The sequence below is a fragment of the Streptomyces roseirectus genome, assembly GCF_014489635.1.
Taxonomy (GTDB): Bacteria; Actinomycetota; Actinomycetes; order Streptomycetales; family Streptomycetaceae; genus Streptomyces; species Streptomyces roseirectus.
The window spans coordinates 6,397,658-6,418,520 of sequence record NZ_CP060828.1; the positions used below are offsets into that span (position 1 = coordinate 6,397,658).

13 protein-coding genes and 1 pseudogene are annotated in these 20,863 nt (G+C 72.0%); 11 read left to right on the forward strand and 3 right to left on the reverse strand.

Annotated features, from left to right (window positions below; translation table 11 throughout):
* Window positions 1-115: 115 nt before the first annotated feature.
* Window positions 116-1,993 (forward strand): AMP-dependent synthetase/ligase, encoded by a 1,878-nt coding sequence (locus tag IAG44_RS27365; protein ID WP_187749728.1) that lies wholly within the window; start codon window positions 116-118, stop codon window positions 1,991-1,993.
* Between the two features lie 281 nt (window positions 1,994-2,274).
* On the opposite strand, the gene IAG44_RS27370 is transcribed toward IAG44_RS27365, so the two are convergent.
* Window positions 2,275-6,279 (reverse strand): HAMP domain-containing protein, encoded by a 4,005-nt coding sequence (locus IAG44_RS27370; RefSeq protein WP_187749729.1) that lies wholly within the window; start codon window positions 6,277-6,279, stop codon window positions 2,275-2,277.
* Window positions 6,280-6,387: 108 nt separating this feature from the next.
* Between IAG44_RS27370 and IAG44_RS27375 the strand changes: the two genes are divergently transcribed.
* The 3 genes and pseudogenes from IAG44_RS27375 (at window position 6,388) to IAG44_RS27385 (ending at window position 10,011) form a co-directional block, all read left to right on the forward strand.
* The gene (locus IAG44_RS27375; RefSeq protein WP_187749730.1) at window positions 6,388-8,244 is read left to right on the forward strand and encodes a SpoIIE family protein phosphatase; all 1,857 of its coding nucleotides are present in this window, start codon (window positions 6,388-6,390) and stop codon (window positions 8,242-8,244) included.
* A gap of 45 nt (window positions 8,245-8,289) precedes the next feature.
* Window positions 8,290-9,522: a radical SAM family heme chaperone HemW gene (gene hemW, locus IAG44_RS27380; protein WP_187749731.1), complete on the forward strand. Its 1,233-nt coding sequence runs from the start codon at window positions 8,290-8,292 to the stop codon at window positions 9,520-9,522.
* 17 nt (window positions 9,523-9,539) lie between these two features.
* A pseudogene (locus tag IAG44_RS27385) lies at window positions 9,540-10,011 on the forward strand (Uma2 family endonuclease).
* Here IAG44_RS27385 and IAG44_RS27390 read toward each other — a convergent pair.
* Window positions 9,989-10,804, reverse strand: a complete 816-nt coding sequence (locus IAG44_RS27390; protein WP_187749732.1) for a DUF3097 domain-containing protein — start codon at window positions 10,802-10,804, stop codon at window positions 9,989-9,991. The pseudogene IAG44_RS27385 and the gene IAG44_RS27390 overlap by 23 nt on opposite strands.
* A 41-nt stretch (window positions 10,805-10,845) precedes the next feature.
* Complete coding sequence (locus tag IAG44_RS27395) at window positions 10,846-11,826, reverse strand: MBL fold metallo-hydrolase (protein ID WP_187749733.1); 981 nt, start codon at window positions 11,824-11,826, stop codon at window positions 10,846-10,848.
* Window positions 11,827-11,948: 122 nt separating this feature from the next.
* On the opposite strand from IAG44_RS27395, the gene hrcA reads away from it, so the two are divergent.
* The 7 genes from hrcA (at window position 11,949) to IAG44_RS27430 (ending at window position 20,819) form a co-directional block, all read left to right on the forward strand.
* A complete protein-coding gene (gene hrcA, locus IAG44_RS27400) occupies window positions 11,949-12,965 on the forward strand; it encodes a heat-inducible transcriptional repressor HrcA (RefSeq protein ID WP_187749734.1) in 1,017 nt (338 codons plus the stop codon).
* Window positions 12,966-14,102: a molecular chaperone DnaJ gene (gene dnaJ, locus IAG44_RS27405; RefSeq protein ID WP_187749735.1), complete on the forward strand. Its 1,137-nt coding sequence runs from the start codon at window positions 12,966-12,968 to the stop codon at window positions 14,100-14,102.
* Window positions 14,103-14,282: 180 nt separating this feature from the next.
* Window positions 14,283-15,392 (forward strand): nitronate monooxygenase, encoded by a 1,110-nt coding sequence (locus IAG44_RS27410; RefSeq protein ID WP_187749736.1) that lies wholly within the window; start codon window positions 14,283-14,285, stop codon window positions 15,390-15,392.
* On the forward strand, window positions 15,392-16,138 hold the full coding sequence (locus tag IAG44_RS27415; RefSeq protein WP_187749737.1) for a 16S rRNA (uracil(1498)-N(3))-methyltransferase: 747 nt from the start codon (window positions 15,392-15,394) through the stop codon (window positions 16,136-16,138). The genes IAG44_RS27410 and IAG44_RS27415 overlap by 1 nt, the downstream gene beginning before the upstream one ends.
* Window positions 16,139-16,282: 144 nt before the next feature.
* The gene (locus tag IAG44_RS27420) at window positions 16,283-19,477 is read left to right on the forward strand and encodes a S41 family peptidase (RefSeq protein WP_187749738.1); all 3,195 of its coding nucleotides are present in this window, start codon (window positions 16,283-16,285) and stop codon (window positions 19,475-19,477) included.
* A 69-nt stretch (window positions 19,478-19,546) separates the two neighbouring features.
* Window positions 19,547-19,900: a histidine triad nucleotide-binding protein gene (locus IAG44_RS27425; protein WP_187749739.1), complete on the forward strand. Its 354-nt coding sequence runs from the start codon at window positions 19,547-19,549 to the stop codon at window positions 19,898-19,900.
* A 7-nt stretch (window positions 19,901-19,907) separates the two neighbouring features.
* The gene (locus tag IAG44_RS27430) at window positions 19,908-20,819 is read left to right on the forward strand and encodes a ribonuclease Z (protein ID WP_187749740.1); all 912 of its coding nucleotides are present in this window, start codon (window positions 19,908-19,910) and stop codon (window positions 20,817-20,819) included.
* The last annotated feature ends 44 nt before the right edge of the window (window positions 20,820-20,863 follow it).

Below are 20,863 nucleotides of genomic sequence, written 5' to 3' on the forward strand. Positions count from 1 at the left end.
GACCCCTTACGCGTCGGCCGGACGCCCTCTACTCTGATCCCTGCCCGGTAGTTACTCGTGAGTTAAAAAGCTGCACAGCACAACCGCCGCACCGTCGCGGGCCCCGGAGGATGTCGTGAGCGACACACAGACCCTGATCGAGAACCGCCCGCCGTCCGTCGCGGGCCTCTTCCTGGAGCGGGTGGCCGCCACGCCCGACGCGGAGGCGTACCGGTACCCGGTACCGGCGGCGTCCGGTGAGGGCCCCGACGACTGGAAGTCCCTGAGCTGGGCGCAGGCCGCTACGCGCGTCCACGCCATCGCGGCCGGGCTGATCGGCCTCGGCGTCCGGCCCGAGCAGCGCGTCGCGCTCGCCTCGTCCACCCGGATCGAGTGGATCCTCGCCGACCTCGGCATCATGTGCGCGGGCGCCGCTACGACGACGGTCTACCCGCAGACCAACGACGACGAGTCGGCGTACATCCTCTCCGACTCCGAGAGCCGCGTCCTGATCGCGGAGGACGCCGCCCAGCTCGCCAAGGTCGTGGCCAAGCGCGCGGAGCTGCCCGACCTGGCGTACGTCGTCGTCATCGACCCCTCGGGCGCGGACACCGGCGAGGACTGGGTCCTCACGCTCGCCGAGCTGGAGGAGCGCGGGGCGGCGAAGCTCGCCGAGGAGCCGGGGCTGATCGAGAAGAAGGTCGCCGCGATCACCAAGGACCAGCTGGCGACCCTGATCTACACCTCGGGTACTACGGGTCGCCCCAAGGGGGTACGCCTCCCGCACGACAACTGGTCCTACATGGCGAAGGCGATCGCCGCGACCGGGCTGATCAGCGGAGAGGACGTGCAGTACCTGTGGCTGCCGCTGGCCCACGTCTTCGGCAAGGTCCTCACCTCGGGGCAGATCGAGGTCGGCCACGTCACCGCCGTCGACGGCCGCGTCGACAAGATCATCGAGAACCTTCCCGTAGTACGTCCGACGTACATGGCGGCCGTCCCCCGCATCTTCGAGAAGGTCTACAACGGCGTCGCCGCGAAGGCCCGTGCGGGCGGCGGGGCCAAGTACAAGATCTTCCAGTGGGCCTCGCAGGTCGGCCGGGAGTACGCCAAGGTCACGCAGGACAACTTCATGCGGACCGGCGACCGCACCGCGCCCTTCGGGCTCACCGCCAAGCACAAGGCCGCCGACACCCTCGTCTTCGCGAAGATCCGCGAGGCGTTCGGCGGGCGGCTGCGGGCCTGTGTCTCCGGGTCCGCCGCGCTCTCGCCCGAGATCGGGTACTTCTTCTCCGGCGCCGGTATCCACATCCTTGAGGGGTACGGGCTCACCGAGTCCTCCGCCGCGTCCTTCGTCAACCCCGGCGAGGCGTACCGGACCGGGACCGTCGGCAAGCCGCTGCCCGGCACGGAGGTCAGGATCGCGGACGACGGGGAGATCCTGCTGCGCGGCCCCGGGATCATGGAGGGCTACCACAAGCTGCCCGAGAAGACCGCCGAGGTGCTGGAGTCCGACGGCTGGTTCCACACCGGGGACATCGGTGAGCTGTCGCCGGACGGCTTCCTGAAGATCACCGACCGCAAGAAGGACCTGATCAAGACGTCCGGCGGCAAGTACATCGCGCCCGCCGAGGTCGAGGGGCAGTTCAAGGCGGTGTGCCCGTACGTCTCCAACATCCTCGTGCACGGCGCCGACCGGAACTTCTGCACGGCGCTGATCGCCCTCGACGAGCCGGCCCTCCTCGGCTGGGCCGAGGAGAACGGGCTCGGCGGCAAGTCCTACGCGGAGGTCGTCGCCACGCCCGCCGCCGTCGAGCTGATCCAGGGCTACGTCGACGAACTCAACGCCGGGCTCCAGCGCTGGCAGACCATCAAGAAGTTCCGGCTGCTGCCCCGGGACCTCGACGTCGAGCACGGCGAGATCACGCCGAGCCTCAAGTTGAAGCGGCCGGTGGTGGAGCGGGCGTACAAGGGGTTGCTGGACGAGATGTACGCGGGGGCGCGGGAGGCGTAGGGGGTGTTGGGGGCGCCGGGGGCGGCCGGGGTGTAGGACCCGTAGGTCTGTGGGGCCGGCGGACCCGTAGTACTCGGGGGGGTACCCCGTGGGGTTCGCGGGCCCCGTAGTACCTGCGGGCTGCCCCGCAGGGTTTGCCGGCCCCGTAGTCCTCGCGGGCTGCCCCGCAAGGTCGACGGACCCCGTAGTACTCGTCGGCCCGCACCCGTAGTCCTCGCGGCCTACCCCTCAGGTCCCCCGCCGGATCACCCACCCCCCTCGCCTCACCCCCGCTCGCTCACCTACTCACCCCCACCCTCCTCACTCTCCGGCGCCAGCACCCCGCACACCACCCTCAGCAGCTCGTCGATGTCCACCGGCTTCGGCACATAGTCGTCGGCCCCCCGGGCGATCGCCTTCTCGCGGTCGCCCGGCATGGCCTTCGCGGTGAGGGCGATGATGGGCAGGCCGCGCCAGCGGGGGGAGCGGCGGATGGCGGTGATCGTCTCGTAGCCGTCCATCTCCGGCATCATGATGTCCATCAGGATCAGCTCGATCTCCCCGTCGGACTCCAGGAGTTCGATGCCCTCGCGGCCGTTCTCCGCGTACTGGACGGCCATGCCGACCCGGCCGAGGACATGGGTCAGGGCGAAGACGTTGCGGATGTCGTCGTCGACGATGAGGACCTTGCGGCCGGGCAGGACGCGGGCGGGACGGCCGGTGCGCCAGGTCTCGGCGTCGGCGGCCGGCGGCCACTCCTCGTCGGACTCGGCGGAGTCGGAGTCGGAGTCGGAGTCGGGTTCGGCGGACGACGGCGCGAGGTGGCCGGGGCTGACGACCGGGAGGTACAGGGTGAACGTCGAGCCGAGGCCCGGCGAGCTCTCCGCGACGATCCTGCCGCCCAGCAGGCCCGCGATCTCCCGGCTGATGGAGAGCCCCAGGCCCGTGCCGCCGTACTTGCGATTGGTGGTGCCGTCGGCCTGCTGGAACGCCTCGAAGATGCCGGGCAGCTTCTCCGGGGCGATCCCGATGCCCGTGTCGGTGACGGAGAACGCGACGAGGTCGTCCGGCGCGCGGGTGACCCGTAGCTCCACGCTGCCCGACGCCGTGAACTTGATCGCGTTGGACAGCAGGTTGCGCAGGATCTGCTGGATGCGCTGCTCGTCGGAGTACATCGCGCGCGGCACGTCGTCGCCGACGGACACCTCGAAGGACAGCCCCCGGTCCAGGGTGAGCGGCCGGAACGTCGCGTGGACGTAGTCGAGGAGCTTGATCAGCGGGAGCTTCTTCGGGCGGACGTCCATGCGGCCCGCCTCGATCTTCGACAGGTCGAGGATGTCGTTGATGAGCTGGAGCAGGTCCGAGCCCGAGCGGTGGATCGTCGTCGCGAACTGCACCTCCTGGTCGGAGAGGTGGCCGTCGGGGTTGTCGGAGAGCAACCGGGCCAGGATCAGCAGGGAGTTGAGCGGGGTGCGCAGCTCGTGGGACATGTTCGCGAGGAATTCCGACTTGTACTGCGAGGAGGTCGCCAGCAGGGCGGCCTTCTCGGCGAGTTCGGCGTTGGAGCGGCGCAACTCGGCCTGCTGCTTCTGGAGTTCGTCCGAGCGTTCCTGGAGCTGGCGGGCGAGCCGCTGGGACTCGCCGAGCAGCGACTCCGTACGGGAGTTGGCGACGATCGTGCTGATGGCGACGCCGATCGTGTTGACGAACTGGTCGAAGAACGCGAGGTGGACGTCCGAGAAGCGGGAGAACGAGGCGAGTTCGACGACGCCGAGGAGCGTGTCCTCGAACAGGATCGGGATGATGACGACGGTCGTCGGCGCCGCCTCGCCGAGACCGCTCACGATCTTGATGTAGTCCGCCGGGGTCTCCTCGACCAGGATCCGCTTCTTCTCCCGCGCCGCCTGCCGGACCAGCCCGTGCACCGGCTGTCCGCCGGTCTCGATCGCGCCGTACCCGGCGATGAACGCGAGGCCCTTCGTGGGACCGGCGGTGTGGTCCTCCGGGTCGGCCAGGTAGAACGCCCCGTACTGGGCGTTCACCAGCGGCGTCAGCTCCCGCAGGATCAGGTCGGCGACCTCCGTCAGGTCCCGGCGGCCCTGCATCAGCCCGGCGAGGCGGGCCAGGTTGGACTCCAGCCAGTCCTTCGCGCGGGTCGTCTCGCGGAGGTTGGCGACCATCAGGTTGACGTCGTCCTTGAGTTCGGCGACCTCGCCGCGTGCCTCGACGGTGATCGCCCGGGTCAGGTCGCCCTGGGCCACGGCGGAGGCGACCTCGGCGATCGCGCGGACCTGGGTGGTGAGGTTCAGGGCGAGTTCGTTGACGTTGGTCGTCAGCCGCTTCCAGGTGCCGTAGACGCCCTCCACCCGTGCCTGGCCGCCGAGTTGGCCCTCGGAGCCGACCTCGCGGGCGACCCGGGTGACCTCGGAGGCGAACGCGGAGAGCGTGTCGACCATCGTGTTGATGGTCGTCTTGAGTTCCAGGATCTCGCCGCGCGCGTCCACGTCGATCTTCTTCGACAGGTCGCCCTGCGCGACGGCCGTCGCCACCTGCGCGATGTTGCGGACCTGCGAAGTGAGGTTGTCCGCCATGTAGTTGACGTTGTCCGTGAGGTCCTTCCACACCCCGGAGACGCCCCGCACCTGGGCCCGGCCGCCCAACTGGCCCTCGGTACCGACCTCTCGGGCGACGCGGGTCACCTCGTCGGCGAACGCCCGGAGTTGGTCGACCATCGTGTTGACGGTGTCCTTGAGCTGAAGGATCTCGCCGCGCGCGTCGACCGTGATCTTCTTGGAGAGATCGCCGTTGGCGACGGCGGTGGTGACCTGGGCGATGTTGCGGACCTGTGAAGTCAGGTTCGAGGCCATGAAGTTGACGTTGTCGGTGAGGTCCTTCCACACCCCCGACACGCCCCGCACCTGCGCCTGACCGCCCAGGTTCCCTTCCGTGCCGACCTCGCGGGCGACCCGGGTCACCTCGTCGGCGAACGCCGAGAGCTGGTCGACCATCGTGTTGATGGTCGTCTTCAGCTCCAGGATCTCGCCCTTCGCCTCCACGGTGATCTTCTTGCCGAGGTCCCCCTGCGCGACGGCCGTCGAGACGAGGGCGATGTTGCGGACCTGCGAAGTCAGGTTGTCCGCCATGAAGTTGACGTTGTCCGTGAGGTCTTTCCACACCCCGGACACGCCCCGCACGTGGGCCCGGCCGCCCAGGTTGCCTTCCGTGCCCACCTCACGGGCGACGCGCGTGACCTCGTCGGCGAACGCCGAGAGCTGGTCCACCATCGTGTTCACCGTGTCCTTCAGCTCCAGGATCTCGCCCTGGGCGTCCACGGTGATCTTCTGACTGAGGTCGCCGTTGGCGACGGCGGTGGTCACCTGGGCGATGTTGCGGACCTGTGAAGTCAGGTTCGAGGCCATGAAGTTGACGTTGTCGGTGAGGTCCTTCCACACCCCGGACACGCCCCGCACCTGGGCCCGCCCGCCCAACTGGCCCTCCGTGCCCACCTCGCGGGAGACCCGGGTCACCTCGTCCGCGAACGCGGAGAGCTGGTCCACCATCGTGTTGACGGTCAGCTTGAGTTCGAGGAGTTCACCGGTCGCCTCGACCGTCACCGTCCGCGTCAGGTCCCCGCGCGCCACCGCCGTCGTCACCACCGCGATGTCCCGCACCTGGGCCGTGAGGCGGGCCGCCATCGTGTTGACGGCCTCCGTCACGTCGCGCCAACTGCCCGACAGACCCTGCACCTTGGCGCGTCCGCCGAGCCGGCCCTCGGTGCCGACCTCGCGCGCGACCCGGGTGACCTCGCCGGTGAACAGCGAGAGCTGGTCGACCATCTTGTTGACGGCCCGCCCCAACCGGCGCAGATCGCCCCGGAGTTGACGGGTGCCGTCGTGCAGGTCCACGCGCTGCGTGAGGTCGCCGCCCGCCACCGCGTCCAGCACCCGCGCGGCGTTCGCCGCCGGCGCCGCGAGCGCGTCGATCAGCTGGTTCACGTCGTTCACGCGCGACGTCCAACGGCCCTGGCCCGGACTGGCCGAGACCCGCTCGTCCAGCCGGCCGTGCCGGACCACCTCGCGCTTCACCCGCCGCACCTCGTCGTTGAAGTGGACGCTCCGGTCGACGATCTGGTTGAAGACGGAGGTCAGTTCGGCCACCATCCCGTCGTCCTCCGATGGCGGCACCCGGATGAACTCGCCGTCGCGGGCGGCGATCAGCGCGGTGAGCAGAGGGCGTAGCGCAGATGCTCGAATCCCGCCCTCAATTGATCCGTCTTCGAGCACACACACAGCACTGTTCTCACTCATGACGGCCCACTTCGGTAACTCGGCGCTTATGGGCGTAGTCAGTCTGTCACTCTGTGGGGGTAGGCCGAGGCGTATTCGAACCAACTGCTCGGGGAGGGGAGCCGCCCGATGGGGACCATTCCGACACAACGGGAGTCGACCCCGCTCTCCCGGACCCGCCGCCCGCCGAAGATCGCCGCGAACCTCACCGGCAGCGCCCTCGCGCCGGGCACCGCACGGGAGTTGTTCGGCTCCGCGCTCGACGAGTGGACCGCCGCCGGCTGGCCCGTCAGCACCCGCGCCGGGGACGAGGCGATGCTCGTCCTCAGCGAGTTCGTCACCAACGCCGTCGTTCACGCCGGCACCGACGTCGAGATCAGCTGCCGCCTCGAAGAGGCGAAGGAGAACGCGGGGACGGCCTGCGACATCGTCGTCGAGGTCTGCGACCGGCACCCCTCGCGGACCCTGCGCGACGGCGACCCCGACCCGGCGTACGAACCCGCCGAGTACGGCCGGGGACTGCGGCTCGTCACCGCCCTCGCGGCGGAGTGGGGCGTCACCTACCGGCGCGACGGCAAGACGGTGTGGGCGCGCCTCGGCGACGGCGGCGAGGGCGAACCGGAGGGCCGCCCCGACCAGCCCGTCTCCGTGCTCGCGCCCCTGCCCTCCCTCGGGCTCGCCGTCGCCCTCGCGCCCGAACCGCAGCCCTCCCGGTACGAGCAGGACTGGCTCGGACGCGGCGCGCTCTCCTTCCTCGCGGAGGCGTCCCACCTGCTCGCGGGCCAGCTCGACGAGGACCTGGTCGCGGCGCTCACCGGACAGGTCCTCGTGCCGCGCGTCGCCGACTGGTGCGCCGTCTGGCTGGAGGACGAGCTGACCGCGCCCCGGCTCGCCCGGGTCTGGCACGGCAGCGAAGGGTGCCTGGAGGCGCTGCGCCGCGAGCTGGAGCTGGTGCCGCCGCAGCCCGCCGACCCCGGCCGGCCCCCCGACACCCAGCCCTACGACCACCCCTGGCCGGGCCCCGCCCTCGGCACGCCCGGCACCGCCCTGTCCTACCGCCTCGTCGCCGGCGGCCGGCCGCTCGGCACGCTCGTCATCGGACGCGCCGGCGCCCAGCGCTTCCCCGACGAGGTCACCGGCCTCGTCGAAGACCTCAGCCGGCGCGTCGCCCTCGCGATCGGCGCGGCCCGGCAGTACGCGCGGCAGGTCACCATCAGCTCCGTCCTGCAGAGCGGGCTGCTGCCCGTCTCCGTCGCCGAGATCCCCGGCGTGCGCAGCGCGCTCGTCTACGAACCCCGCGAGAAGGGCGGGCCCGGCGGCGACTTCTACGACCTCTTCCCCGCCGGGGACGGGCGCTGGTGCTTCGCCATCGGCGACGTCCAGGGCAAGGGGCCCGAGGCCGCCGTCGTCATCGGCCTCGCCCGGCCGTGGCTGCGGCTGCTGGCCCGCGAGGGGTACGGGGTGGCCGACGTCCTCGACCGCCTCAACCAGCTCCTCCTCGACGACGCGACCGAGGCCGCCGACGCCGCCGCCCGCGCGTACGTCGGCCCCGCCGGGCCCGGGGAAGGGCCCCAGACGCGGTTCCTCTCCCTCCTCTACGGCGAGCTGATCCCCTACGAGGGAGGGGTACGGGTCACCCTCGCGTCCGCCGGGCATCCGCTGCCGCTGCTGCTGCGGCCCGACGGCAGCGTCTGCACGGTCGCCCAGCCGCAGACCCTCATCGGGGTCGTCGAGGACGCCGCCTACACCAGCGACGTCCTCCACCTCGCGCCCGGCGACAGCCTCCTGTGCGTCACCGACGGGGTCACCGAACGGCGCGACGGGGCACGGCAGTTCGACGACGAGGACGGACTCGCGATCGCCCTCGCGCAGTGCGCGGGGTACGACGTCCAGGAGATCGCCGACCACATCCACCGGCAGGTCCAGGAGTTCGGCGAGAAGCCACCGGAGGACGATCTGGCGCTGCTGGTGCTACAGGCGGAGTAGCTACTGGGTACTACGGGGTCCTCAGGGGTGCGGGACAATGGGGGTATGCCTTCCGTACTTCCCGACGGGGAACCCGTACCCGACGACGGCGCGCTGCCCGCTGCCGCGCTCGCCGGGGGCGCGGAGCGTCCGCTCGGCTTCTACCTGCACGTTCCGTACTGCGCGACGCGGTGCGGGTACTGCGACTTCAACACGTACACCGCGACCGAGCTGCGGGGCACGGGAGGCGTCCTGGCGTCGCGGGACAACTACGCGGACACGCTGATCGACGAGATCCGGCTCGCCCGCAAGGTCCTCGGGGACGATCCGCGCGAGGTGCGGACCGTGTTCGTCGGCGGGGGCACGCCCACGCTGCTCGCCGCCGCCGACCTCGTCCGGATGCTCGGCGCGATCCGGGACGAGTTCGGGCTCGCGGCCGACGCGGAGGTCACCACCGAGGCGAACCCCGAGACCGTCGACCCCGCCTACCTCGCCGAGCTGCGCGCGGGCGGGTTCAACCGGGTGTCGTTCGGGATGCAGAGCGCCCGGCCGCACGTCCTGCGGATCCTCGACCGCACGCACACGCCGGGGCGGCCGGAGGCGTGCGTGCGGGAAGCCCACGACGCCGGGTTCGAGCACGTCAACCTCGACCTCATCTACGGCACGCCCGGCGAGTCCGACGACGACTGGCGGGCCTCCCTCGACGCGGCCCTCGGCGCCGGGCCCGACCACATCAGCGCGTACGCCCTCATCGTCGAGGAGGGCACGCAGCTCGCGCGGCGGATCCGGCGGGGGGAGGTGCCCATGACCGACGACGACGTCCACGCCGACCGCTACCTCATGACCGAGTCGGCGCTCTCCGACGCCGGGTTCGCCTGGTACGAGGTGTCCAACTGGGCCACGTCCGAGGCCGCGCGGTGCCTGCACAACGAGCTGTACTGGCGCGGCGCGGACTGGTGGGGCGCCGGGCCCGGTGCCCACTCCCATGTGGGCGGCGTCCGCTGGTGGAACGTGAAGCACCCCGGCGCGTACGCGGCGGCGCTGGCCGGCGGGAAGTCGCCGGGGGCCGGCCGCGAACTCCTCTCCGAGGAGGACCGCCGCGTCGAACGCATCCTCCTCGAACTCCGCCTCCGCGAGGGCGTCCCCCTCGACCTCCTCCACCAGTCCGGCACCACCGCCGCCCACCACGCCCTCTCCACCGGCCTCCTGGAACCGGGTCCCTACGACGCCGGCCGCGCCGTACTGACACTGCGGGGCCGACTGCTGGCGGACGCGGTGGTCAGAGACCTGGTGGACTGATCACCCGGGGGAGTGAAATGGAGCTGGCCGCTGTGGACAAGTGCCGGATGACCAGGATCTTCGCGGAGTTCGAGGCCCCCGAGGGCGTCAAGGCGGAACTCCTTCGGGGGGTGATCGTGATGACGGCCGGCCCTGACATCGCGCACAACCGGATCGTCACCGACGTACAGGACCAGATCCCACGGAAACGCTGGAGCCGCTTGCAGACCCAGGACATCGACATCGCCGGCGAGCCCAGTGAGCCGGTGCCCGACCTGGTGGTCCTGGAGCGCGGCGCCTCGCCGGGGGCGGGCCGGCTGGTGCCGAGTGAGGCCGTCACGATGGCCGTCGAGGTCGTCTCCACGACGACCGTCCACCAGGACTACGTGGTCAAGCGGTCGGTCTACGCGGCAGGCGGCGTGCCTGTCTTGGCTGGACCACCTGGATGTCGTGCTGGACACGAGCGAATTCGCCACGTACGAGAACGTCAGGCCCCATCGCTACCCGTGACGAAGTCGATCAACTCCTCCACTCTGCCCAGGAGTTCCGGTTCCAGGTCCTTGTAGGACGTGACGCGTTTGAGGATGGCCTGCCAGACGGCGCCGGTGTTGTCGGAGGGCCAGCCGAGGGCTTTGCAGACGCCGGTTTTCCAGTCCTGGCCGTGGGGGATGCGGGGCCAGGCGGGGATGCCGAGGGTGGTGGGTTTCACCGCTTCCCAGATGTCGATGTAGGGGTGGCCGACGACGAGGGCGTGTTCGCTGGTCACGGCCTGGGCGATGCGCCACTCCTTCGTGCCCGGCACGAGGTGGTCGACGAGGATGCCGAGGCGGGCGTCGGGGCCGGGGCCGAAGTCGGAGACGATCGCGGGAAGGTCGTCCACACCCTCCAGGTACTCGACGACGACGCCCTCGATGCGCAGATCGTCGCCCCAGACCTTCTCGACGAGTTCCGCGTCGTGCCGGCCCTCGACGTAGATGCGCCCGGCGCGGGCCACACGCGCGCGGGCGCCGGGGACGGCGACGGAGCCGGAGGCGGTGCGGGCGGGTTTCGCCGGGGCCTGCGTGGGCCGGACCAGGGTCACCACCCTGCCCTCCAGGAGGAAGCCCCGGGGTTCCATCGGGAACACGCGGTGCTTGCCGAAGCGGTCCTCCAGGGTGACCGTGCCCGCCTCGCACCGGATCACCGCACCGCAGAAACCGCTGCCGGGCTCCTCGACGACGAGCCCGGGGTCGGCGGGGACCTCGGGGGCGGGGGCCTGCTTCTTCTTCCAGGGAGGCGTGAGGTCCGTCGAGTACTGGCGCATTCGGATGACGATAGGAGAAGCGCCGGACGCCGGTCCCGCCATCACCCGCGCGACACGCCGAAGCGTTCGCTGAGAGCGTCCCGTTGCCGCCGCACGAACCCGGCGTCCACCACCGCCCCGTGCCCCGGCACGTACACCGCGTCCTCCCCGCCCAGCGCCAGCAACGCGTCCAGCGCCGCCGCCCACCGCCCCGGCACCGCGTCCGCCCCCGCCTGCGGCTCCCCCGACTCCTCGACGAGATCCCCGCAGAACACGACACGAACGGCCCCGGGGACGAGCACGACAAGGTCGTAGGGGGTGTGCGCGGGACCGAGCCGGGCGAGAAGCACTTCGACGGGGGCGAGGCCGGTGCCGGTGTGCCGGGTACCGGCGGCTTGGCCGGGGCCGGCGTGCCGCGCGGCCGAGGCCCGCCCGGGGTGGTGGCGCGCGACGGGGGCCCCGGCATCGCACGCGCGCGCCTCCCAGGAGCCGGGTCCGACCGGGTGCCCGGCAGCTCGCCCGGCGCCGTGGCCGACGTCGCGCCCGGTCGCGCCCGCCTCCCCTGCGCCGGCGCCCGTGCCGGACGCGTCCGCGACACCCCGCGCGACTCCGTGGCCGTCCGGGTCCGCGCCCAGCACCACCCTCCGTGTCCCCGTCACCACATGGTCCGGCACCACCAGCGCCTCGGCCGCCGCGCGGGCCGCCTCCTCGGGGAGGCCGTTGCGGACCGCGTCCGCCGTCAGCTCGTCCGCGTCGTGCGAAGCGTGTGCCGCGTACACCTCCGCCTCCGGGAACGCCGCCGCTCCGAAGACGTGGTCGAAGTGGGGGTGGGTGAGGGCGAGATGGGTCACATTGACGCCGGCGAGGCGTTCTGCGTCGGCGCGCAGCCGGGCGCCCTCGGCGAGGGAGGAGCCGGAGTCGATCAAGAGGGCGGCGCCCGGCGCGAGGACCAGGCCCGTCGTGCAGTCCCATCCGGGCAGCCGGATCCGCCCCACCCCGGCCGACAACCGCTCCCAGCCCAGCCCTTCCCAAGTCACCGTCATGCGGCGACGCTAGCGGGTACCGTCCCCCGCGACGGGACGACCTTGCCCCCGTGGTACCCGACCGCCGTACACTGGCAGTCGTCAGGGGAGAGTGCCAAGGCGGACTACTGGAGGTGTGCGCGGTGCTGAGTGAACGCAGGCTTCAGGTGCTGCGCGCGATCGTCCAGGACTATGTCGGCACCGAGGAACCCGTGGGGTCGAAGGCGCTCACGGAGCGGCACAACCTCGGTGTCTCCCCGGCCACCGTGCGCAACGACATGGCGGTCTTGGAGGACGAGGGGTTCATCGCGCAGCCGCACACGAGTGCGGGGCGCATCCCCACGGACAAGGGCTACCGCCTGTTCGTCGACAAGCTGGCCGGCGTCAAGCCGATGACGGCGCCCGAACGCCGCGCCATCCACCACTTCCTGGACGGCGCGGTCGACCTGGACGACGTGGTGGCCCGCACGGTACGGCTGCTCGCGCAGCTCACCCGGCAGGTCGCCGTCGTCCAGTACCCGTCCCTCACCCGCTCCACCGTCCGGCACGTCGAGCTGCTGGCGCTCGCGCCCGCGCGGCTGATGCTCGTGCTGATCACGGACACCGGGCGGGTCGAACAGCGGATGGTGGACTGCCCGGCGCCCTTCGGCGAGTCGGCGCTCGCGGACCTGCGCGCGCGCCTCAACAGCCGGGTCGCCGGCCGCCGGTTCAGCGATGTGCCCCTGCTCGTCGAGGACCTCGCGGAGGCGTTCGAGCGCGAGGACCGGGGCACGGTCTCGACGGTCCTCTCCACCCTCCTGGAGACGCTCGTCGAGGAGAACGAGGAGCGGCTGATGATCGGCGGCACCGCCAATCTCACCCGCTTCGGACATGACTTTCCCCTCACCATCCGGCCCGTCCTGGAAGCCCTGGAGGAGCAGGTCGTGCTCCTCAAGTTGCTTGGCGAGGCCGGAGATTCGGGCATGACCGTGCGCATCGGGCACGAGAACGCCTACGAAGGACTCAACTCCACGTCCGTCGTGTCGGTCGGCTACGGTTCGGGCGGCGAGGCAGTCGCCAAGCTCGGCGTGGTCGGACCGACCCGCATGGACTACCCGGGAACGATGGGAGCGGTACGCGCAGTGGCGAGGTACGTCGGACAGATCTTGGCGGAGTCGTAAGTGGCCACGGACTACTACGCCGTACTCGGCGTGCGCCGTGACGCGTCGCAGGATGAGATCAAGAAGGCGTTCCGCCGGCTCGCGCGCGAGCTGCACCCGGACGTCAACCCCGATCCGAAGACCCAGGAGCGGTTCAAGGAGATCAACGCCGCGTACGAGGTGTTGTCGGACCCGCAGAAGAAGCAGGTCTACGACCTCGGCGGCGACCCCCTCTCGCAGAGCGGCGGCGGGGGCGCGGGCGGCTTCGGCGCGGGCGGCTTCGGCAACTTCTCGGACATCATGGACGCGTTCTTCGGGACGGCGTCCCAGCGCGGCCCGCGCTCGCGCACCCGGCGCGGCCAGGACGCGATGATCCGTCTGGAGATCGACCTCGACGAAGCCGCGTTCGGCACGACCAAGGACATCCAGGTCGACACGGCGATCGTCTGCAACACCTGCAACGGCGAGGGGGCCGCGCCCGGCACCACCGCGCAGACGTGCGACATGTGCCGTGGCCGCGGCGAGGTCTCGCAGGTCACGCGGTCCTTCCTCGGCCAGGTCATGACGTCCCGGCCGTGCCCGCAGTGCCAGGGCTTCGGGACGGTCGTCCCGACGCCGTGTCCCGAGTGCGCCGGTGACGGCCGCATCCGCTCGCGGCGCACGCTCACCGTCAAGATCCCGGCGGGCGTCGACAACGGCACGCGCATCCAGCTCGCCGGCGAGGGCGAGGTCGGGCCCGGCGGCGGTCCCGCCGGTGACCTCTACGTCGAGATCCACGAACTCCCGCACGCCATGTTCCAGCGCCGGGGCGACGACCTGCACTGCACGGTCACCCTCCCGATGACCGCGGCGGCCCTCGGCACGAAGGTCCCCCTGGAGACGCTGGACGGCATGGAGGAGGTCGACATCCGCCCCGGCACCCAGTCCGGCCAGTCGATCCCGCTCCACGGGCGCGGCGTCACCCACCTGCGCGGCGGCGGACGCGGCGACCTCATCGTCCACGTCGAGGTCCAGACCCCGACAAAACTCGACCCGGAACAGGAACGCCTCCTGCGCGAACTGGCGAAACTGCGCGGCGAGGAACGCCCGCAGGGGCAGTTCCAGCCGGGTCAGCAGGGTTTGTTCTCGCGGCTGAAGGACGCCTTCAACGGCCGTTGACGGGAGCTGGCGCTGCGGCCGGGGGTCCGGGGGTTGGCCCCCGGGCAGACACAGTCAGCCGGGTCAGCAGGGGCTGTTCTCGCGGCTGAAGGACGCCTTCAACGGGCGTTGATCCTTGTTGGCATGTGCCAAACGCGGGGTCGGTTCGGAGTTGTTCGGAGGACGTGACAACATGCGGTCATGTCCTCCGAACTGACCGATCTCTTTCCCCTCCCGATCGTGCAGGCCCCCATGGCGGGCGGGGTCTCCGTGCCGCGGCTCGCGGCAGCCGTGTCCGAGGCCGGGGGGCTGGGTTTCCTCGCCGCCGGGTACAAGACGGCCGACGGCATGTACGAGGAGATCAAGCAGATCCGGGGCCAGACCTCCCGCCCGTTCGGCGTGAACCTCTTCATGCCCCAGCCGGAGTACGCCGAGGCGGGCGCGGTCGAGCTCTACGCGCATCAGCTCGCCGGTGAGTCCACCTGGTACGAGACGGAGCTGGGCGACCCCGACAGCGGACGGGACGACGGCTACGAGGCGAAACTCGCCGTCCTGCTCGACAACCCCGTCCCCGTCGTCTCGTTCCACTTCGGCGCCCCGAGCCCCGAGGTACTGGCGAGCCTGCGGCGGGCCGGGACGCGCACGCTGGTCACCGCGACCTCCCCGGAGGAGGCGATCGCCGTCGAGCGCGCGGGCGCGGACGGGGTGATCGTGCAGGGCGTCGAGGCCGGCGGCCACCAGGGCACGCACCGCGACAACCCGGAGAACGACCGTGCGGGCGTCGGCCTGCTCGCGCTGCTCGCGCAGATCCGCGAGGCGGTCTCGCTGCCGCTGATCGCGGCGGGCGGCATCATGCGGGGCAGCCAGATCGCCGCCGTCCTGTCGGCGGGCGCGAGCGCGGCCCAGCTCGGCACCGCGTTCCTCGCGACGCACGAGTCGGGCGCGGCGGCCGTCCACAAGCAGGCGCTGACCAACCCCCTGTACGCGCGTACGGAGTTGACACGCGCGTTCTCCGGCCGGCCGGCCCGTGGTCTGGTCAACCGGTTCCTGCGCGAGCACGGCCCGTACGCCCCCGCCGCGTATCCCGAGATCCACCACCTCACCTCGCCGCTGCGCAAGGCCGCCGCGAAGGCCGGGGACGCGCAGGGCATGGCGCTGTGGGCGGGGCAGGGGCACCGGATGGCGCGCGAGCTGCCCGCCGGGGACCTCGTCGCCGTCCTCGCCGCCGAACTCGACGCCGCGCGCACCGCGTTGGCCGAGACGGCGCCGCTCCCGGACGACGCGCCGACCGCCGACGGGGGCGTGGCCTGATGACCGCGCCGGTCTTCGTCGTCGGCCGACTCCCGGATGCCGGGGCCGAGTTCGTGCTCGACGGGCCCGAGGGGCGGCACGCCGTCTCCGTCAAGCGGCTCCAGGCGGGCGAGCCGGTCGTCCTCACGGACGGGGCCGGGCGCTGGGCCGAGGGGGCCGTGGTCGCCGCCGAGGGCAAGGACCGGCTGGTCGTGCGCCTCGACAACGTTTCCGAGGAGCCCGTCCCCGTGCCCCGGCTCACCGTCGTCCAGGCTCTTCCCAAGGGAGACCGGGGGGAGTTGGCCGTCGAGACGATGACCGAGGTCGGGGTCGACGCGATCGTGCCCTGGGCCGCCTCCCGCTGCATCACGCAGTGGAAGGGGGAGCGGGGGCAGAAGGCGCTCGCCAAGTGGCGTGCCACGGCACGGGAGTCGGGCAAGCAGTCGCGGCGGGTGCGGTTCCCCGAGGTGGCCGAGGCCGCGACCGGCAAGCAGGTCGCCGCGCTGCTCGCGGGTGCCGACCTCGCCGTCGTGCTGCACGAGGACCGGGAGTACGGCAGCGCCCCCCTCGCGACCCTCGCCCTGCCGGACACCGGCGAGATCGTCCTCGTCGTCGGCCCCGAAGGAGGCGTCTCCCCCGAGGAGTTGGCCCTCTTCGAACAGGCGGGCGCGGTGACCTGCCGGCTGGGGCGGAGCGTGCTGCGGACGTCCACGGCGGGGACGGCGGCGGCAGCGCTGGTACTGGGACTAACGGGGCGCTGGGCGTAGGGAGTCGAGGAGGGGGCCGGGTTCGCGGGGGCGGCCGGCGTTCTCGTGGGCGGGCTCGGGAGTGCGCGTCGGCGTCGCCCGTGGCCCCGCTCAAGTGATCCGAAACCGGTGTCTGTGCGGGCGTTTCCCGCATAGGGTGAGCCGGTGACCCAGCCCGCTGCGTATCTCCGGTTCCCGCATCTGCACGGCGACTTGGTGGCCTTCACCGCCGAGGACGACGTCTGGCTCGCGCCCCTCGACGGCGGCCGGGCCTGGCGGGTGAGTGCTGACAACACGCCCGTTCTGACCCCCCGGATATCCCCCGACGGTGCGACGCTCGCGTGGGCGTCGACGCGGGACGGCGCCCGTGAGGTGCATGTCGCGCCGGTCGCGGGCGGGCCCTCGACCCGCCTGACGTACTGGGGGAGTTCGTCCACCCGCGTGTGCGGCTGGACGCCCGACGGTGACGTCCTCGTGGTCTCCACCCAGGGCCAGGCGTCCCGCTCCCGCAGCTGGGCCCGCGCGGTCCCCCTCGACGGCGGCCCGGCGACGACGCTGCCGTACGGCCTCGTCGACGACCTCACGCTGGCCGGCCCGCACCCCGTCCTCCTCTCCGTGCGCCACGGCCGCGAGGCCGCCCACTGGAAGCGCTACCGGGGCGGCACGGCGGGCAAGTTGTGGATCGACCGGGGCGGCGAGGGTGAATTCGTCCGCCTGCACGAGGAGTTGGACGGCAACCTGGAGTTCCCGGTGTGGACGGGGGACCGCCTCGCGTTCCTCTCCGACCACGAGGGCACCGGCGCGGTCTACTCGTCCCTGCCCGACGGCACCGACCTGCGCCGGCACACCCCCCTGGACGGCTTCTACGCACGGCAGTTGGCCGGCGACGGCACCCGGCTCGTGTACGCGTCCGCCGGCGCCCTGTGGCTCCTCGACGACCTCGACGGCGCCGAACCCCGGCCGCTGGACGTCCAGTTGGGCGGCCAGCGCATGGACCGCAGACCCCGCCCCCTCGCCGCCGCCGGCTGGCTCGGCGAGGCCGCGCCCGACCACACCGCGCGCGGCAGCGCCGTCGAGGTACGCGGCGGCATCCACTGGGTCACCCACCGCGCGGGCCCCGCCCGCGCGCTGGCCGCGCGGCCCGGCGTCCGCGCCCGCCTGCCGCGCACCTTCCGCACGCCCGAGGGCGAGGAGTGGGCGGTGTGGGTGACGGACGCCGAGGGTGAGGACGCCCTGGAGTTCGCCCCCGCGACGGGGCTCGCGCCGGGCGCCACCCCGCGCCGGCTCGCGGGCGGCGCCCTCGGCCGCGTCCTGGAGCTGGCCATGGCCCCAGACGGCAGCCGCGCCGCCGTCGCCTCCCACGACGGGCGCCTGCTGTTCGTCGAGCGGGAGAGCGGCGAGGTCCGCGAAGTCGTCCGCAGCGAGGACGGCGACGTCGGTGACCTGGTCTTCTCGCCCGACTCGGCCTGGCTCGCCTGGACCCACCCCGGCCCCAACCCGCTCAGCCAGCTGATGCTGGCCAACACCACCGACCTCTCGGTCACCGAGGCGACCCCGCTGCGCTTCCGCGACTACGCGCCCGCGTTCACCCTCGACGGCAAGCACCTCGCGTTCCTCTCCACCCGCGCCTTCGACCCCGTCTACGACCAGCACGCCTTCGACCTCTCCTTCCTCGCCGGCGCGCGCCCCCACCTCATCACCCTCGCCGCGACCACCCCGTCCCCCTTCGGCCCCCAGCGGCACGGCCGCGCCTTCGAGGCGCCGGACAAGGACGAGACCCCCGACGGCGAGGGCGCGCCCGCGACCCGGATCGACCTCGACGGGCTCGCCGACCGCATCGTCCCCTTCCCCGTCGAGGCCGGCCGCTACTCCGCGCTGCGCGCCGCCAAGGACGGGCTGCTGTGGCTGCGCCACCCCGTCAGCGGCGTCCTCGGCTCCTCCCGGGCCACCCCCGAAGACCCCGCCCCCACCACGGAGTTGGAGCGCTACGACCTCGCCGCCCGACGCGTCGAGCACCTGGCCGACGACGCCGACGGCTACGAGGTCAGCGGCGACGGCAAACGGCTGCTGCTGTGGACCGACGGCAAGCTCAAGGTCGTCCCCAGCGACCGGCGCGCCTCCGGGGACGAGGACAGCGACTCCAACATCACCGTCGACCTCGGGCGGATCCGGCAGACCGTCGACCCCGCCGCCGAGTGGCGCCAGATGTTCGACGAGGCCGGGCGGCTCATGCGGGACAACTTCTGGCGCGAGGACCTGTCCGGCGTCGACTGGGCCGGCGTCCTCGACCGCTACCGGCCCGTCCTCGACCGCGTCGCCACGCACGACGACCTCGTCGACCTCCTCTGGGAGGTCCAGGGGGAGTTGGGGACGTCGCACGCGTACGTCGGGGCCCGCGGGTACGGGTCGGGGCCGCGCCAGGGGCTCCTCGGGGCGGACATCTCCCGGCACTCCGACGGGAGTTGGCGCGTCGACCGGATCCTGCCCTCCGAGACGTCCGATCCCGACGCGCGATCTCCCCTCGCCGCGCCGGGAGTCGCCGTCCGGCCCGGTGACGCGATCGTCGCCGTCGGCGGGCATCCCGTCGATCCCGTCGCCGGGGCCGGTCCGCTGCTCGTCGGGACCGCCGGGAAGGCCGTCGAGCTGACGGTCTCGCCCGCCGGGGGCGGTGACGTCCGGCACGCCGTCGTCGTGCCGATCACCGACGAGGAGGCGCTGCGGTACCACGCCTGGGTCGCCGACCGGCGCGCGTACGTCCACGCCGCTTCCGGCGGGCGGCTCGGCTATCTCCACGTTCCCGACATGCAGGCGCCCGGCTGGGCCCAGATCCACCGTGACCTGCGCGTCGAGGTCGCCCGGGAAGGGCTCCTCGTCGACGTCCGCGAGAACCGGGGCGGGCACACCTCCCAGCTCGTCGTCGAGAAGCTCGCCCGGCGGATCGTCGGGTGGGACCTGGCCCGGGGGATGCGGCCCACCAGCTACCCGCTCGACGCGCCCCGCGGGCCCGTCGTCGCCATCGCCAACGAGTTCTCCGGGTCCGACGGGGACATCGTCAACGCGGCGATCAAGGCGCTCGGGATCGGGCCGGTCGTCGGCACCCGGACCTGGGGCGGCACGATCGGCATCGACAGCCGGTACCGGCTGGTCGACCGGACGCTCGTCACCCAGCCGAAGTACGCGATCTGGCTCGAAGGGGTCGGGTGGGGCGTCGAGAACCACGGGGTCGATCCCGATGTCGAGGTGGTCGTACGACCTCAGGACTATGTCGCGGGGGTGGACGTGCAGTTGGACGCGGCGATCGCGCTGGCGCTGGAGGGGTTGGGGGAGCGGCCGGCGAAGGTGGCACCGGAGTTGCCGTAGAGGGTGCTGGCCGAGGGGCGGCCGTGGGCGTACGACTACCATTCCCCGTACGACTGAGGAGGCACAGGTATGGCAGGGGAGCCGCAGGACGGGTGTCTGTTCTGCAAAGTGGTCGCGGGGCGGATTCCGGCGACCATTGTGAGGGAGACCGAGACGACGGTGGCGTTTCGGGACATCAATCCGCAGGCGCCCACTCATGTGCTGGTGATTCCCAAGGCGCATTACGAGAATGCGGCCGCTCTCGCCGTGGGGGCGCCCGAGGTCGTCGCGGATGTTCTGCGGGAGACGCAGGCCGTCGCGGAGAGCGAGAAACTGGACAGTTACCGGACGGTGTTCAACACCGGGGCCGGCGCAGGCCAGACGGTTTTCCATGTGCACGCGCATGTCCTGGGCGGACGTGGGCTTCAGTGGCCGCCGGGGTGAATGAGTAGTGTCCGCACGCGAGTTGGTGGTACTGGGGACGGCGAGTCAGGTCCCGACCCGGCACCGTAATCACAATGGTTATTTCCTGCGGTGGGATGCGGACGGGATTCTTTTCGATCCCGGCGAGGGCACGCAGCGGCAGATGGTCCGTGCCGGAGTGGCCGCGCACGACCTGAACAGAATCTGCGTGACCCATTTCCACGGCGACCATTCCCTGGGGCTCGCGGGAATGATCCAGCGGATCAATCTGGACCAGGTCCCGCATCCGGTCGTCGCCCATTACCCGCGTTCCGGTCAGCGTTTCTTCGACCGCCTCCGCTATGCGACGGCGTACCGGGAAACGGTCGGCATCACGGAGGCCCCGCTCGCCGGCGCGGGCCTCCTCACCCTCGCCGAGACCCCGTCGTACACCCTGGAGGCCCACAAGCTCTCGCACCCCGTCGAGTCGTACGGGTACCGCCTGGTCGAGCCGGACGGCCGCCGCATCCTCCCGGCCCGCTTGGCGGAGCACGGCATCAAGGGGCCGGACGTGGGCCGCCTGCAACGCGAGGGCCGCCTCGGGGACGTCACCCTGGACGACGTGAGCGAGCTGCGGCGGGGGCAGCGGTTCGCGTTCGTGATGGACACGAGGCTCTGTGACGGCGTCCACGTCCTCGCGCAGGACTGCGACATGCTGGTGATCGAGTCGACGTTCCTGGACGAGGACGCCCAACTCGCGGCGGATCACGGGCACTTGACGGCGGGGCAGGCGGCGGCGGTCGCTCGGGACGCCGGGGTGCGGCATCTCGTCCTCACTCACTTCAGTCAGCGTTATACGGACGCGGAGGAGTTCGAGCGGCAGGCGCGGGCGGCCGGGTTCGAGGGGGAGTTGAGCGTGGCGAGGGATCTGCTGAGGGTGCCGGTTCCGAAGCGCCGGTAGCGGTCGGTGCTGTTACTGGAGGGGCGGGCGGCGGTTTTCGAAAC